Annotated in this window: 12 protein-coding genes; 5 read left to right on the plus strand and 7 right to left on the minus strand. The window is 61.9% G+C overall.

Features of this window, described 5'->3' with window-relative positions; genetic code table 11:
* Nucleotides 1-76 precede the first annotated feature (76 nt).
* The 3 genes from asnB to G4923_RS14020 form a co-directional block, all read right to left on the minus strand.
* A complete protein-coding gene (asnB, locus tag G4923_RS14010) occupies nucleotides 77-1,741 on the minus strand; it encodes an asparagine synthase B (protein ID WP_163137431.1) in 1,665 nt (554 codons plus the stop codon).
* 192 nt (nucleotides 1,742-1,933) lie between these two features.
* A complete protein-coding gene (locus tag G4923_RS14015; RefSeq protein ID WP_163137432.1) occupies nucleotides 1,934-2,302 on the minus strand; it encodes a cupin domain-containing protein in 369 nt (122 codons plus the stop codon).
* A gap of 116 nt (nucleotides 2,303-2,418) precedes the next feature.
* Nucleotides 2,419-3,168 (minus strand): HAD-IIA family hydrolase, encoded by a 750-nt coding sequence (locus tag G4923_RS14020; RefSeq protein WP_005302324.1) that lies wholly within the window; start codon nucleotides 3,166-3,168, stop codon nucleotides 2,419-2,421.
* 200 nt (nucleotides 3,169-3,368) lie between these two features.
* Here G4923_RS14020 and G4923_RS14025 point away from each other — a divergent pair, with 200 nt between their 5' ends.
* Nucleotides 3,369-4,388, plus strand: coding sequence for an adenosine deaminase (locus tag G4923_RS14025; RefSeq protein WP_163137433.1), 1,020 nt, complete (start codon nucleotides 3,369-3,371; stop codon nucleotides 4,386-4,388).
* A gap of 70 nt (nucleotides 4,389-4,458) precedes the next feature.
* On the opposite strand, the gene G4923_RS14030 is transcribed toward G4923_RS14025, so the two are convergent.
* The 4 genes from G4923_RS14030 to G4923_RS14045 all read right to left on the minus strand — a co-directional run bounded on the left by G4923_RS14030 (nucleotide 4,459) and on the right by G4923_RS14045 (nucleotide 9,766).
* Entirely contained in the window at nucleotides 4,459-5,580 is a 1,122-nt protein-coding gene (locus G4923_RS14030; protein ID WP_163137434.1) for an alkene reductase, read from the minus strand.
* A 156-nt stretch (nucleotides 5,581-5,736) separates the two neighbouring features.
* Complete coding sequence (locus tag G4923_RS14035) at nucleotides 5,737-7,287, minus strand: TerC family protein (RefSeq protein ID WP_106886532.1); 1,551 nt, start codon at nucleotides 7,285-7,287, stop codon at nucleotides 5,737-5,739.
* Nucleotides 7,288-7,933: 646 nt separating this feature from the next.
* Nucleotides 7,934-8,458: a hypothetical protein gene (locus G4923_RS14040; RefSeq protein ID WP_163137435.1), complete on the minus strand. Its 525-nt coding sequence runs from the start codon at nucleotides 8,456-8,458 to the stop codon at nucleotides 7,934-7,936.
* 381 nt (nucleotides 8,459-8,839) lie between these two features.
* Nucleotides 8,840-9,766, minus strand: a complete 927-nt coding sequence (locus G4923_RS14045; protein ID WP_163137436.1) for a cation diffusion facilitator family transporter — start codon at nucleotides 9,764-9,766, stop codon at nucleotides 8,840-8,842.
* A 182-nt stretch (nucleotides 9,767-9,948) separates the two neighbouring features.
* Here G4923_RS14045 and ydiJ point away from each other — a divergent pair, with 182 nt between their 5' ends.
* The 4 genes from ydiJ to G4923_RS14065 all read left to right on the plus strand — a co-directional run bounded on the left by ydiJ (nucleotide 9,949) and on the right by G4923_RS14065 (nucleotide 16,124).
* Entirely contained in the window at nucleotides 9,949-13,011 is a 3,063-nt protein-coding gene (gene ydiJ / locus G4923_RS14050; protein WP_163137437.1) for a D-2-hydroxyglutarate dehydrogenase YdiJ, read from the plus strand.
* Nucleotides 13,011-13,499, plus strand: a complete 489-nt coding sequence (locus G4923_RS14055) for a hypothetical protein (RefSeq protein ID WP_163137438.1) — start codon at nucleotides 13,011-13,013, stop codon at nucleotides 13,497-13,499. Before ydiJ ends, G4923_RS14055 begins: the two co-directional genes overlap by 1 nt.
* A gap of 102 nt (nucleotides 13,500-13,601) precedes the next feature.
* Nucleotides 13,602-14,063, plus strand: coding sequence for a hotdog fold thioesterase (locus G4923_RS14060; protein WP_163137439.1), 462 nt, complete (start codon nucleotides 13,602-13,604; stop codon nucleotides 14,061-14,063).
* 180 nt (nucleotides 14,064-14,243) lie between these two features.
* Entirely contained in the window at nucleotides 14,244-16,124 is a 1,881-nt protein-coding gene (locus G4923_RS14065; protein WP_163137440.1) for a DEAD/DEAH box helicase, read from the plus strand.
* Nucleotides 16,125-16,299: the final 175 nt, after the last annotated feature.

Here is a 16,299-nt window from a genome sequence, read left to right on the forward strand (position 1 = left end):
AACTGGGACAGCGCCAAAAACAAAGCCCCTCGAAAGGGGCTTGGTTATCTCGCAGTGAAACTGTCCGCTGGGATTATCAGTAACTCTGCTGGTGGACGTCCATCACGGCGCGACCGGACGGGTCGGCCATCTCCTTGAACTTGGCATCCCATTCCAGCGCGGTGGGCGTGGAGCAGGCAACCGACTTGCCATAGGGCACTGTGCGGGCGGCGGACTCCAGCGGGAAGTGCTCGTCGAAGATGGCGCGGTAGAAATAGGCCTCCTTGGTGAGCGGAGTGTTGATGGGGAAGCGGAATGCGGCCGCCTCGAACATCTGATCCGTCACTTCGGTCTCGACCATGGCTTTCAGGCTGTCAATCCAGGAGTAGCCCACGCCGTCGGAGAACTGCTCCTTCTGACGCCATGCCACTTCGTGGGGCAGCAGCTCCTCGAAGGCTTCCCGTAGAATGTGCTTCTCGATCTTGCCGTTGCCGCACATCTTGTCGGCAGGCTGCAGCCGCATCGCCACATCCATGAACTCCTTGTCGAGGAAGGGCACGCGACCCTCCACGCCCCAGGCGGCCATGGACTTGTTGGCCCGCAGGCAGTCATACAGGTGCAGGGAGGCCAGCTTGCGCACGTTCTCCTCGTGGAACTCGCGGGCATTCGGCGCCTTGTGGAAGTAGAGGTAGCCGCCGAACAGCTCATCCGAGCCCTCGCCGGATAGCACCATCTTGATGCCCATCGCCTTGATGTAACGGGCCATCAGGTACATGGGGGTGGAGGCGCGGATGGTAGTGACGTCATAGGTCTCGAGGTGATAGATGACGTCCCGCAGGGCATCCAGCCCCTCCTGCACTGTGAAGTGGATCTGGTGGTGGATGGTGCCGAGGTGATCGGCCACCTTGCGGGCGGCGGCGAGATCCGGTGAGCCTTCCAGGCCGACTGCGAAGGAGTGCAGCTGGGGCCACCAGGCTTCGCTCTTGCCATCGTCCTCCACCCGGCGGGCGGCATAGATCTTGGTGATGGCGGAGATGACGGAGGAATCCAGCCCGCCGGAGAGCAACACGCCATAGGGCACGTCGCACATCAGCTGGCGTTTGACAGCCGCTTCCAGCGCGGCTTTCAGCTCGGCCTTGTCGCTGACGTTGTGCTCGACCGCACCGTACTCCATCCAGTCCCGCTTGTACCACTGCTTGAGTTCGCCATCCTTGCTCCAGAGGTAATGTCCGGGCGGGAAGGTTTCGACGCTCTTGCACACCGGCACCAGAGCTTTCATCTCGGAGGCGACATAGAAGTTGCCGTGCTCGTCGCGGCCGGTATAGAGGGGGATGATCCCCATGTGGTCACGACCAATCAGGTAGGCATCCTGCTCGGCGTCATAGAGGATGAAGGCGAAGATGCCGTTGAGATCGTCCAGGAAGGCGGGGCCCTTCTCCTTGTAGAGGGCCAGCAGCACCTCGCAGTCGGAGTGGGTCTGGAACTTGAAGTCGACCTTGAGGTGCTTCTCGAGTTCCTTGTGGTTGTAGATCTCGCCGTTGACGGCCAATACGTGAGTGCGCTCGGGGTTGTAGAGCGGTTGGGCGCCATTGCCCGGATCGACGATGGCCAGGCGCTCGTGCACCAGAATGGCCTTGTCGGAGCTGTAGACGCCGGACCAGTCAGGCCCGCGGTGACGCAGTCGCTTGGACATCTCCAGGGCCGATTTGCGCAAGGCAGCGGAGTCGGTCTTGATGTCCAGAATGCCGAAAATAGAACACATTGGCGGTAATCCTCTTGATTTTTATATGAGCCCCCCACGTTTGGGCTCGAAATTCCATTTACATTCCTCGCCAATCACAATGCCTAGCGGAAAACCCTTTTGCAAGCGGGAAAACCGCAGAAAATCATGCCGCCAACGTCAAGTCGGCGGGTGAGAATGGTGTCAATAAAGGGCGGGTGCTTGACGTGCGCGTCAGGTCGCGGCGGGTTCGAAGATCACATAGAGCTTGCGGCAGGCCACCAGGGTCTCCCACTCGCCGACGAAGCCCGCGGGTATGACGAACTGATCCCCTGGCTTGAGGTGCAACTGGCCCCCCTGGCCGTCGTGGATCCGCGCCTCGCCCTCCAGCAACTGGCAGTATTCGTGCTCTGTGTAGTGCACAGCCCAGCGCCCCGGCTCGCAGGCCCAGAAGCCTACGTGAAACTGCTGGCTGGGGTCCGAGTAGTGGTTCCAGAGGGTCTGGCTCGGGTTGCCGGCCCGGATCCGCTCGGGGGCGGGCATCAGCGGGGTGGGGGAGACGGGGTGCTGGTCCAGCAGGATCCAGTTGTTCAGGCTCTTCATGGTGCGTCCTTGGGGTGGCGAGGGGAGCGTCCTGCTCCCGTTTAGTTTGTTTAACAATGTTGCGCTTACGTTAAACGATGTGTGCCACCTTGCCAAGGGGGAGCCGATGAGGGGGATCAGACGATATCGATGTCGACCACGGAGTCGAAGATGTGATTCGGTCTGAACGGCATGCGGTCTATGTCCGCCACCTTGCTCACCCCGGAGAGTACCAGCACCGTCTCGAGGCCGGCCTGGAAGCCCGCCAGTATGTCGGTGCGCAGGTTGTCGCCGATGATGATGGTGTCGTCGGAGTGGGCCTCCATCCGGTTGAGCGCCGCGCGAATGATCCAGGCACTCGGCTTGCCCACGTAAAACGGCTTCTTGCCGGTCATCCGTTCGATGGGGGCACAGAGGGCGCCGCAGGCCGGGTGCATCATGGGGCCGTGGGTGTCGGGGTTGGTGGCGATGAAGCGGGCCCCCTGATCCACGAACTTGGCCCCCAGCTGCATCATGGTCCAGTTGTAGTTGCGAGTCTCCCCTACCACCACGAAGTCGGGGTCTATGTCGGTGATGGTGAAGCCGGCCTTGTAGAGCTCGTGGGTCAGGGCCCCTTCGCCTATCACATAGGCCTTCTTGCCATCCTGGCGCTTGAGAAAATCGGCGGTGCCCATGGCGGAGGTATAGAAGCACTCCTCCGGCACCTCGATCCCGGCGGAGCGGAAGCGGTTTTGCAGATCTTTCTGGGTCTGGGCCGGGTAGTTGGTGAGGAACAGGAGCTTGCTGCCCTGCTCCAGCAGGCGGTGAACGAAACGGTCGGCGCCGGGCACCAGATCGTTGTTGTGCAGTATGACGCCGTCGATGTCACAGATGACGCTTTTCTTCATGGAAACTCCTTGTAGGGGGAGGTGGTTGCCAACCTCGAATGTCGTCAATCACTTATGGCTTTTTTGTGCCGCCATTATAAGGCGCTTTGATGACAAGTCTCCCCCGGCGCGCCAGATGGGTGCACAATGACGGCAGAGGGAGGGCGCCGCTGGTGCCTGAATTGCCTGATCCATCAGGCGCTGACGATGGAGCCGTCATCATGGAGAACTTTATTGCCGGCTTGCCCAAGCTGGAGCTGCACCTGCATATCGAGGGCACCCTCGAGCCCGAGCTGATGTTTGCCCTGGGCAGACGCAACGGGGTGACCCTGCCCTGGCCCGATGTGGAGAGCCTGCGGGCTGCCTATGAGTTCGACTGCCTGCAATCCTTTCTCGAGCTCTACTACCTGGGGGCCAGCGTGCTGGTCACCCAGCAGGACTTCTTCGACCTCACCTGGGCCTACCTTGAACGCTGCGCCGCCGACAAGGTGGTGCACGTGGAGATCTTCTTCGACCCCCAGACCCACAGTGCCCGGGGCGTGCCCTTTGGCACCGTGCTCGGCGGCATCGAGCGGGCATTGCAGCAGGGGGAGCGGCAGCTTGGCATCAGCTGGCGCCTCATCATGAGCTTTTTGCGCCACCTGAGCGAAGAGGATGCCTTCGCGACCCTGCGCGAGGCCGAGCCCTATCTGGCGCGGCTGCACGGGGTCGGCCTCGATTCGGGGGAGCAGGGAAATCCGCCGGCCAAGTTTGTCCGGGTTTTTGCCCGGGCGAGGGAGCTGGGGCTGCCTGTGGTGGCCCACGCGGGGGAGGAGGGGCCGGCCGACTATATCTGGCAGGCGATTCGGGAGCTTGCGGTGCGCCGCATCGATCACGGGGTGCGCTGCGCCGAGGATCCCGAGCTGGTGCGCTACCTGGCCGACACCCGGCTGCCGCTCACCGTCTGCCCCCTCTCCAACGTGCGGCTCAAGGTGTTCGGCACCATGGCGGATCACAATGTGCTGACCCTGCTGGAGCAGGGGCTCTGTGTCACCATCAACTCGGACGATCCCGCCTATTTCGGCGGCTATCTGGGGGCCAATTTCAGGGCCCTGGCCGACGGACTCGGCGCCACGCGGGAGCAGCTCTGCCGTCTCTCCCTCAATGGGGTGGAGGCGAGCTGGCTGAGTCTTGCCGACAAGGTGAGGCTGACCCAGGAGATCAGAGGCTATGGCGCCTGCCACGGGGTGGCGCTCTACTAGGCACCGGAGGTGCAAATAGCGCGCGCCCGCCGATGAGGGCGGGCGCGTGGGACTATGCCGGTTGCCAGTCTCAGGCAGGCTGGGACGCTGTCTCGGCCTGATAGACGGGGTAGTCGATGAGCCCCTGCTCGCCGCCGCCAAACAGGGTGGCGGGATCATGGGGGGCAAAGGGATAGCCGTGACGCAGCCGGTTCGGCAGATCCGGGTTCGCCACGAAGGGGCGACCGAAGCCAATCAAGTCGGCCCAGCCCGCCTGCAGCGCGGCTCTGGCACGCTCACCGTCATATTTTCCCGCATAGATGAGGGTATTGGGGAAAGCATCCCGCAGCCCCTGCTTGAAGCCCTCCGCCATCAATGGGGCATCGTCCCAGTCCGCCTCGGCGATATGCAGATAGACGATGCCTATTTCCCCCAGCAGCTTCGCAGCAGCCAGATAGGTCTCCTGCGGCTTCGCATCCACGGTACCGTTGAGGGTGGTCAGCGGCGCGAGACGCACCCCGACCCGGTCAGGCCCGATCTCGTCACTGACCGCTTGTGTCACCTCTTTCAGGAAGCGCAGCCGGTTCTCCAGGGAGCCGCCGTAGTTGTCGGTGCGGGCGTTGGATTCGGAGTCGAGGAACTGGTTGATGAGGTAGCCGTTGGCGGCGTGCAGCTCTATGCCGTCAAAGCCGGCCTCCATGGCATTGCGGGCGGCCTGGCGGAACTGGCTCACCACGGCGTCTATGTCGGCCTGGGTCATGGCACGGGGAGTGACTGTCTCCACAAAACCGGGGGCGTCGCTGCCGTTGTCGACAAACACCTTCACCCCTTGCGCCTTGATGGCCGATGAGGAGATGGGCTGGGCGCCGCCTATGTTGTCCGGGTGGGTGACCCGGCCCACGTGCCAGAGCTGGGCAAACATGATGCCCCCCTTGGCGTGCACCGCGTCGGTCACCCCCTTCCAGCCAGCCACCTGCTCGGCGCTGTGGATGCCCGGGGTCCAGGCATAGCCCTTGCCAAGGGGATCTATCTGGGTGCCCTCGCCTATGATGAGGCCAGCACCCGCGCGCTGGGCGTAATAGGTGGCCATCATGGCGTTGGCCACGTCACCGGGCTGGCTGGCGCGGGAGCGGGTCATGGGCGGCATGACGATGCGGTTGGAGAGGTGCAACTGGCCGAGGCGAAGGGGGCAGAACAGGGGATCGTGGTTCATGGTGAATTCCTCGTGTTGGGATGGAGCAGACTCTAGAGGGGATTGTCATTGTGAAAAAGAGGGGTAATTGCAGAAGAGAATTGCCATTGGCACAGCAATGGGCCCGAGGCCATGAAAAAGAGGGCCTTTTGGCCCTCTTTTCAGTGTCGCGGCAGATCAGGCGGCGCTGGCGCCTATCGGGGTGACCCGCACCCGCTCTATCCGGCGCTCGCTCACCGCCAGCACCTCGAAGCAGAGCTGACCCAGACGCAGTTGCTGGCCACAGGTGGGCAGGCTGCCGAAGTGGGAGAGCAGCATGCCCGCGAGGGTCACGTACTCATCGCTCTCGCTCACCAGGCCGTCATGGCCCAGGGTCTGCTCTATCTGGTGGATGTTGGTGCTGCCGTTGATGAGCCAGCTCTCACCCTCCTGGACTATGTCCGGGGTCTCATCCTCATCCGGCAGCTCGCCGACTATGGCCTCCAGCAGATCGTGGTTGGTGACCAGCCCCTGGATGATGCCGAACTCGTCCGCCACCAGAATGAGGCTGCCCCTGGCCTTGCGCAGCTCCGCCAGCAGCCGGATCACGTTGATGGTCTGGGGCACTATGATGGGGTCGTTCTGCTTGGCGAGCTCGGCCAGGGACTGCCCCTCGTTGAGGGCAAACAGCAGATCCCGCGCCTTCACCACGCCGATGATCTCGTCCAGCTCCCCGTCGCAGACCGGGAACAGGCTGTGGGGGGCCCGCTGTAGCAGGGCCCGGATCTCGTCCGGGGAGTCATTGACGTCGATCCACTCCATCTCGGCACGGGGTGTCATTATGGTGCGGATGGAGCGTTCGGCGAGCGACAGTACCCCGGTCACCATGTAGCGCTCCTCTTCCCCGAAGCTGATGGGGCGGGGGGCATCCTGCTCCTCTTCCTCATCCTGCTGCGGGTGCTGGTTGGCCCGGCTGCCCCCCATCAGTTTGAAGATGGCGGCCGTGGTGCGCTCGCGCAGGGGCTGCCTGGATTCGTGGCGCTGGGCACTGCGCTGGGCGAGCTGGTTGAAGAACTCGATGAGCACGGAGAAGCCGATGGCCGCATAGAGATAGCCCTTGGGAATGTGGAAGCCGAAGCCCTCCGCCACCAGGCTGAAGCCTATCATCAGCAGGAAGCTCAGGCAGAGCACCACCACTGTGGGATGGGCGTTGACGAAGCGGGTCAGGGGCTTGGAGGCGATCACCATCACCACCATGGCGATGGTCACGGCCGCCATCATGACGCCCAGGTGTTCCACCATGCCGACGGCTGTGATGATGGAGTCCAGGGAGAAGACGGCATCCAGCACCAGGATCTGGGCGATCACCACCCCGAATCCGGCATAGACACCGGCCGGGCCCTGCTCCTCCGGCTTGGCCTCCAGCCGCTCATGCAGCTCTGAGGTGGCCTTGAACAGCAGGAAGAGGCCGCCGCCCATCAGGATGAGATCCCGACCCGAGAAGGGGTGATCCCAGATGTGCAGTATGGGGGTCGTGAGAGTCACGAGCCAGGACATCACGCTCAGCAGGGCGAGGCGCATGATCAGGGCCAGTGAGAGGCCGATGAGTCGGGCCTTGTCCCGCTGGGCGGGGGGCAGCTTCTTCACCAGGATGGCGATGAAGACCAGGTTGTCTATCCCGAGCACTATCTCGAGGATGATCAGGGTGAACAGACCGACCCAGATAGACGGGTCCAGCAAGAATTCCATTAGGATGACCTCAATAAAAACAGACGCAGTGGATGTCGGTCACGGCAAGGGGCCGTGGCAGGGCAAGGCTCGGGTGTTTTCAGAGGCGCTGGTTGAGCAGGTACAGATAGGTTTTGATGGGGAAAAACGAAGGGCTACTTCGGGGGTTGTCCATGATGGGCAATAAAACCTCGGGTCAAAAGTGAGCCCTGATGATAACGGCTATCGCCGATTTGGCAAGCACCGGGCGCACTAGTGGTGGCGGGCCATCGGGTCTAGGGGGGCGCCTGCGCTGCTGGGTCGGCCCATGGAAGGTCTCTCGCCATATGGATGAGGACAAGCATAAGACGCAGGCTCTGTATATATCCGCGCCTGGCCAAAGTGTAACAACCTATTTCAGGTACCTGTCATTTGGTGCTTGTTTTAATAAATGTCAGCTCATTTGGTTATATAAGGGGCGCGAACAGGTAGCGGCTGTTTTTGGGGGCGGCGCAGGAGGAGGTTATTTGAAGGGAGGCTGATGCCTAAATATAAAGATTCGAATCGGAAGACAGGGGCGTTGGCGTCTCAATATAAAGAGTTTTACATGAAGACAGGGAGGCATTGCCTCCCTGTCGGTCAATCCCGTCATGTCACGGGGATCTCATATTAAGCGGTGCGAAACCCCTCATTGGCCCGTGTAGGCGGCGCCCTGAACATTGCCCTTCTTGTCACTGAGGCAGGACCAGGGAGCATCGGCACCCGGCACCTTGATGGTGACGCCGACCCCGGCTTCGGAGTCCATCACGTCAGTCACCTGAAGCTGAGCCTGGGGCACGTTCGTCTTCTCGGAGACCGCCTTCAGACAGGCTTTCTCCGCAGGGCTGGCAGGGCTGGCAGGGCTTGCCGAGGCCGCAGGCGCTGCTGACGTGGCTGCGGGCTGGCAGACACCCGAACCTTGTTTGCTGTTGTAGGAGACATCGTACTGGCCCCCGGTGTTGCTGATGGAGAGGGTGACACCCGCGCCTTTGGCCTCATAGAAGTTGTCGTTGAACTTCTTGAGCTTGGCCTCCTTGCCATTGATATAGACGGGGCCACCCTCATCGCTGTGCATCTGGATCTTACCCGGGCACTCGTAATTAAGCTGGGGAAGGGCAGCACTGGCCGTGCCCGCCATGGTCAATGCGAATACTGTGATCAACACCTTTTTCATGGGACTTACCTTAACTGTTTAACAAAGTGGAATAAGTGTATTTGTTTTTATTGTTCGGTGGATAACAACATCACTGTATTTCGGCGCGCAGTCTGCCGTTTGTCCTTGGCGAAAATAAATAGCTGGCCTACTTAATTTTAGCAACGAAATTTTCGTAACTTTTTGTGCTGCTGAAAATGGTTATTGATTCAAGGGACTCGACAAACGGTTTTCCCTGTCAATGGTTTAAAGATTAAAAAAAACAGAGCAATAACGGGCAGGAGAGGGGCGGCGAGAGTGACGTAGGAGAAAGTAGCTGGCGGGTTGCCGGAGGCCCTGTTTGGGACATTTGTCACGCGGGGCGACGGGGCCCCGCGTTGCATCAGGATAGCAAGCGCCGGATCAGAGCCAGCGTTTCTCGCGGGTGAAGCAGACCGAGAGCCAGGCATCCCCCAGGGTATCGCCGAGGCGGGACCAGAGCTCCTGGCGCAGGGCATCCTGGCGCTCTATGGGCCACTCCTGATCCGGGGCCACCAGAATGTTCAATTCCAGATCGAAGCGGCGGCCGCTTTTCGCCAGATGGCTGTAGCACTCGATGCCATGGCGCTGGCGCAGGGCGTCTATCTCGTGCTCGACCCGCGCCGAGACATCCCCCTTGGGGGCGATTTTCAACACTTCCCGCAGGTTGCGGCCGAGCACCTTGATGGGGATCAGGGTGGCGCACAGGGCGAGCAGGGTGACCAGCACTGGGTCTATGTAGCGGTTGTAGTGGCCGTAGCCGAGGGCGTCGAGGCCGATGGCGACCACGAAGCCGATGAGCAGGGTGGCGCTGAGCAGGGTGTCGACCAGCCACTCCTTGGAGTCGACCCGCACCAGTTCGGAGTCTATACGTTCGGCGACGCCCGCCTCGATCCGGTAGATGATGGCGCAGAAGAAGGTGCAGACGGCGGCGTAGATGAGGGCGTGGCCGAGATCTATCTCTCGTCCCCCTTCGAGCAGGGAGGTGATGCCGCTATGGAAGGCGCCGAGGCAGAGCAGCAGTATGATGGTGCCGTTGATGACGTTGGTGATGGGCTCGAAGTGGGCGTAGCCATACTGGAAGCGCGCGTCTGAGGGGCGGGTCACCAGGTAGGCGGTGATGAGTCCGAGGCCCGTCATGCCCATGCTGAACAGGGTGAAGATGCCATCGAGCATGATGGCGTTGGAGCCGACGAAGAGACCATAGCCGATCCCGAAGATGGCGAAGCTGATGCAGCCGAACAGTGACAGGGTCAGGGCCTGTTTCTCGGTGCGAACCAGCGTACTGATAACATGGCTGTAATGAGCCATAAAAGTCCTCCTTTCAAATGGTGAAGATTGAACGCGCAAGCGGTTTTCTAGCTGATATACTGCCCGCTCACATGTGAGCGGACTGGCCCCATGGCTCTAAAACAAGAGCGCCCCGAAGAGGCGGAAGGCCAGTCGTTGTCGCCGGAATGCCGGCATCAAGCAAAGGATGGGAACAAGGATTCATGATCCCGAGACTCGATTACCAGGACAGTTTGTCACCTACAACCCTGCAGTTTCTTGAGTTGCTGGCGCGATCAGCATTTCGTGGTGATATCGAAAAGTCTTATGCAAGCCGGTTGGCGATGGCGACGGATAACAGCGTCTATCAGGTAGTACCTCAGGCGGTTCTCTATCCGCGCAGCGCGGATGATATTGCGGTGATGCTCAAGCTGGCTCAGGGGCCAGAGTACGCCACCTTGAGTTTCTTCCCTCGCGGCGGCGGCACCGGCACCAATGGCCAGTCCCTGGGCGGCGGCATTATCGTCGATCTCTCGCGCCATATGAACCAGATCCTGGAAATTAATCTGGAGCAGGGCTGGGTGCGCGCCCAGGCCGGGGTGGTGAAGGATCAGCTCAACGCCTACCTCAAACCCCACGGCTACTTCTTCTCGCCGGATCTCTCCACCTCCAACCGCGCCACTTTGGGCGGCATGGTCAACACAGATGCCTCGGGGCAGGGGTCACTCGTCTACGGCAAGACCTCGGATCACGTGCTCGGCCTCAAAGCCGTGCTGGAAAACGGCGACATCATGGCGACCGAGCCGGTGAACGGCCAGCGCCTGGCAGACAAGCTGGCCCTCGAGAGCCGCGAGGGGGAGATCTACCGCACCCTCTATCGCATCGGCCGCGAGCGGCGCGCCGACATAGAGGCGACCTTCCCCAAGCTCAACCGCTTTTTGACCGGTTACGATCTCAAGCATCTTTATATTCCCGAGAGCGATACCCTGGATGTGAGCCGGGTGCTGTGCGGCTCTGAAGGGTCGCTGGGCTTCATCACAGAGGCTCGCCTCAACATCACCCCCATTCCGCGCTACCGCACCCTGGTCAACGTCAAGTACGACAGCTTCCCATCCGCCCTGCGCAATGCCCCCTTTATGGTGGAGGCTCACGCCCTGTCGGTGGAGACGGTGGACTCCCGGGTGCTGGGGCTTGCTCGCGCCGACATCATCTGGCATTCGGTCAAAGAGTTCATTCAGGAGGTGCCCGGCAAGGACTTGCAGGGGCTCAACATAGTCGAGTTTGCGGACACCGATGAAGCCGTGCACAAGGCCAAGGTGGCCGAGCTGTGCCGCCGTATCGACGGCCTGCTGGCCAAGGGGGAGGCGGGCATCATCGGCTATCAGGTGTGCAGCCACCTGCCGAGCATCGAGACCATCTACGGCATGCGCAAGAAGTCGGTGGGGTTGCTCGGCAACGCCGAGGGGCGCAAGAAGCCGGTGGCCTTCACCGAAGACACCGCCGTGCCGCCGGAGTCACTCGCGGACTTTATCATGGAGTTTCGTGCCTTGCTGGACGGCCACGGCCTCGACTACGGCATGTTTGGCCACGTGGATGCGGGGGTGCTGCACGTGCGCCCGGCGCTGGACTTGTGCGACCCCGAGCAGGAGGTGCTGCTGCGGCGCATCTCGGATCAGGTGGTGGCGCTCACCGCCAAATATGGCGGCCTGATGTGGGGGGAGCACGGCAAGGGTTTCCGCTCCGAATACAGCCCCGCCTTCTTCGGTGAGCTGTGGGAGGAGCTGCAGCGGGTCAAGGGGGCCTTCGATCCCGCCAACCGCATCAACCCGGGCAAGATCTGCATCCCTTATGGCAGCGGCGCCGAGCTGGTCTCGGTGGACGGGCCCAAGCGCGGCAAGTTTGACCGCCAGATCCCGATCGCGGTGCGGACAAGCTACACCCGTGCCATGGACTGCAACGGCAACGGCCTCTGCTTCACCTTCGAGACCGATTCCCCCATGTGCCCCTCGGTCAAGATAAGCCGCGACCGCCGCCACTCTCCCAAGGGGCGTGCCGGGCTGATGCGCGAATGGCTGCGCCAGCTGGCGGAGCAGGGCTTCGATCCCCTGGCCGAGGAGGTGGCGCTGCAATCTGGAGGCTTGCGCTTCAAGGCTATCGTCGACAAGTTTCGCAATACGGTGGCCCGCGCCCGCGGCCAGTATGACTTCTCCCACGAGGTGATGGAGGCGATGGAGGGGTGCCTGGCCTGCAAGGCATGCACCAGCCAGTGCCCCATCAAGGTGGACGTGCCCACCTTCCGCGCCCGTTTCATGCAGCTCTACCACAGCCGCTATCTGCGCGGCCCCAAGGATTACTTCGTCGGCACCGTCGAAGCTTATGCCCCGTTGCTCGCCAGGGCCCCCAAGCTGGTCAACTTCTTCCTGGAGAAAGAGTGGGCCCAGAAGGCGACCGAGAAGAGCATCGGCATGGTGGATGTGCCGCTTCTGAGCATCCCCACCCTGGCCGAGGAGCTGCGTGATCACAAGGCGCGCTATTTCGATCTGCCGGGCCTCGAGGCCATGAGCCCCGAGCAGCGCCGACAAGTGGTGCTGATCGTGCAGGATCCCTTTACCAGCTATTACGATGCCCCCGTGGTGCGGGATCTGGTGAGGCTCGCCAGCAAGCTGGGCTATCAGCCCTACCTGCTGCCCTTCAAGCCCAACGGCAAGCCCCAGCACGTGAAGGGGTTCCTGCGCGCCTTCGCCCGCACCGCCGCGAGCGGCGCCCAGTTCCTCAACAAGATGGCGGCGCTGGGCATCCCTATGGTGGGGGTGGATCCCTCCCTGGTGCTCTGTTATCGCGATGAGTATGTGAAAGCCCTGGGCCCCGCCCGCGGCGACTTCCAGGTGTTGCTGCCCCAGGAGTGGCTGCTCTCTCTTCCGGCCCCGCAAGTCAGGGCCGCAACGAAAGAGCCGGAGCAGGCCGAGCCCTGGTATCTGTTTGCCCACTGCACCGAGAAGACCGCCAAGCCCTCGACCCACGGCGATTGGGGCACCCTGTTTGACCGCTTCGGCGCCAAGTTGCAGCCGGTATCGGTCGGCTGTTGCGGCATGGCCGGCACCTATGGTCACGACGCCAAGCAGGTGGAGAACTCCAAGGGGATCTATGGTCTCAGCTGGGCCGAGCCCCTGGCACGCTTGCCCAAGGATCGCTGCCTGGCCACAGGTTACTCGTGCCGCAGCCAGGTCAAGCGGATGGAGGGGGAGAAACTCAAGCATCCGCTGCAGGCGCTGCTGGAACTGCTCTGATGCTGCGCTTCCCCAAGCGGTTTCGGGTGCCGCAAGCCTATCGGCACCCGGACTTTCTGCTGCTGCCTGCCAGCCCGAGCCAGGCGGTGGTGGAGTTCGTCGCCATGCTGCGCGAGCGGGAGCAGCTCCATCGGCTGTTTCGCCCGGATGATGTCTGGCCCTCGGCCCAGTTCAGCCTGAGTCAGCACGAGGCCGATCTGGAGTGGCAGTGCTCGGAGTTTCTCGCCAAGCGATCCTTTGCCTATGGCCTCTGGAGCCCGGAGCGGGAGCCCGAGTTCTGGGGTGGTGTCTATCTCTACCCTTCGGTGCTGCCGGAGGTGGAGGTGGAGCTCTTCTTCTGGAAGGTGGCCGAGGCTCCCCTCGCTGACGCCGTGCTGGAGGCCGAGCTGCGCGCCTGGCTGGGCAAGGTGTGGCACTGGCACCACCCGCGCCTGCCGGGGCGTGAGCTGCCCTGGGCCGAGTGGCCCGGGGTGACCTACCCCTGGTGATGCAAGGTACTTGTCAAGATGCCCCTGTTCGGGGCATCTTTTTTCTTCTTCGCCGACACGGCTCGTGTCCAACCCATTGATCACATAAGGAGTCTGCTCGCCATGAGTCAAGAAAATGCCCCCATCTGGCGCAAGCCCATGAGCCTGGAGGGGCTCAATGCCAGCTCCCGCAACACCCTGATGGCCCACCTTGGCATCCTCTATACCGCCTTTGGGCCCGACTGGCTCGAGGCCAGCATGCCGGTGGATCACCGCACCCATCAGCCCCTAGGCATGCTGCACGGCGGCGCCTCCGTGGTGCTGGCGGAGACGCTGGGGTCGCTGGCCGCCAACATGGCAGTGGGGGAGGAGAGCTACTGCGTGGGACTGGAGGTGAACGCCAACCACCTGCGTGCCAAACGGGAAGGGGTGGTGAGAGGGCGTTGCTCGCCACTGCATCTGGGGGCCACGACCCAGGTGTGGCAGATTGAAATCCGGGATGAACGTGGGCGTTTATTGTGCACCAGCAGACTGACCATGGCGGTGCTCAAACACAAGCGGGACAAGGACTCCGGCGAGGAGTGATCTGCAATAACGCACCATGGGTGCAAAATAAGCAAGCCATAGTCGCGAGATCCCTCTATAATTGCCAACGTCTTGAGAGGCTTATCACATTTTTCAAGACAGCAGAACAAAGTGGCGCTATAATCGCCGCCTTTTTGCTATTCCGCGGTGTTAGCCGCCTGCCTTAATCTGGAAGAATCTATGTCTGATACCGAACAACTGCCCCTTTTTAGTGAGCTTGGACTGGCCGCGCCTGTATTGAAAGCGCTGCAAGACGTGGGCTATGAGCGCCCGTCACCGATCCAGGCCGCAGCAATTCCCCACCTGATGGCGGGACACGATCTGCTGGGGCAGGCGCAAACCGGTACAGGGAAGACCGCTGCTTTTGCCTTGCCTCTGTTGTCTCGTCTGGAAGCTGGTAACCGTAACACTCAGATTTTGGTGCTGGCACCGACCCGTGAGCTGGCGCTGCAAGTTGCCGAGGCGTGCCAACGTTACGCCAAGCACATGCCTGACTTCCATGTCCTGCCCATCTACGGTGGTTCCTCTTACGAAACCCAGACCCGCGCCCTGCGCCGTGGTGCCCAGGTGGTCGTCGGTACCCCGGGTCGTGTGATGGATCTGATCCGTCGCAAGAACCTGGATCTCTCCGGCCTGAAAGCCCTGGTACTGGACGAAGCCGATGAAATGCTGCGTATGGGCTTCATCGACGACGTGGACTGGATCATGGAACAGTGCCCGGCCACCCGTCAGGTTGCCCTGTTCTCTGCCACCATGCCGGACCAGATCCGTCGTGTTGCCCAGAAGCACCTGAAGCAGCCGAAAGAGATCAAGATCATCACCAAGACGTCCACTGCACCGACCATCCGCCAGCGCTACTGGCAGGTAACCGGTCTGCACAAGCTGGACGCCATGACCCGTCTGCTGGAAGTCGAGCCGTACGAAGCCGTACTGGTCTTCGTGCGCACCAAGAATGCCGCCGAAGAGCTGGCTGGCAAGCTGGCCGCCCGTGGCCACGCCTGTGAAGCCCTGCACGGTGACATCCCGCAGAAGCTGCGTGAGCGTACCGTCGACAAGCTGCGTCAAGGCCAGCTGGACATCCTGATCGCCACCGACGTCGTCGCCCGTGGTCTGGACGTCGAGCGCATCACTCACGTGGTGAACTACGACATTCCTTACGACACCGAATCCTACGTTCACCGTATCGGCCGTACCGGTCGTGCCGGTCGTAAAGGCGAAGCCATCCTGTTCGTGGCTCCCCGCGAGCGCCGCATGCTGCGCGCCATCGAGCACGCTACTCGTCAGGCCATCGAGCCGATGAAGATGCCGAGCACCGAGGACATCAACCAGCACCGCATGACCAAGTTCAAGGAGCGCATCCGGGAAACCATGATGGGCGAAGAGCTTGAGATCTACGTGAACCTGGTGAACGAGCTGATCGAAGAAGATTCTGCCGATCCGCTGGAGCTGGCTGCCGCCCTGGCCAAGCTGGTGCAGGGTGACCAACCGCTGCTGCTGGATGACTCCATCACTGAACCGGCAAGCGACCGTGCTGGCCGTGAGTTCGAGCGCCGTGACTTCGGTGATCGTGCTCCCCGTGATTTCGGTGACCGTGGCGATCGTCCTGCCCGTCGCATGCCGTCCCTGGAGCCGCGTCCGCTGAAAGACAATCCTGACGTAGAGATGGAGCGTTATCGCGTAGACGTGGGTGCCCATCACGGCGTCAAGCCGGGTCAGATCGTGGGCGCCATCGCCAACGAAGCGAACATCGAGAGCCGTTTCATCGGCAACATCGACATCGCCGATGACTTCTCCACCGTCGATCTGCCCAAGGGCATGACAGCCGACGTGTTGGAAGTGATCAAGAAGGCCCGTGTCTGCCAGCGTCCGCTGATGATCACCCGCTACACCGAGGTGCCGGCTGGCAGCAACACTGCCCCCCGTCCGCCCCGCAGCGATCGTCCCTTCAACAAGGACCGCCGCCCCAGCGGTGACCGTCCGTTCAACAAGAGCGGGGAGCGCCGTGAAGGTGGCTTCAACAAGGATCGCAAGTTCGGTGGCAACAAGCGCCGCGACAGCTAAGTCCAGAACTGATTGATGAAAGGCCGCTCCATGAGCGGCCTTTTTTTGTGCGCCTCGTTCGGACAGGCCAATCGCTCAAGACACCGAGGAGGATGGCAAGCTGCCAACCCGTGGAGTGCGGTCGAGGGGGCGGGATGTTACCTTGTGCCACTGGATGCCGGCGGCGCAAGGTGAG

Origin of the sequence: Aeromonas rivipollensis (genome assembly GCF_010974825.1) — a bacterium.
GTDB classification, from domain to species: domain Bacteria; phylum Pseudomonadota; class Gammaproteobacteria; order Enterobacterales; family Aeromonadaceae; genus Aeromonas; species Aeromonas rivipollensis.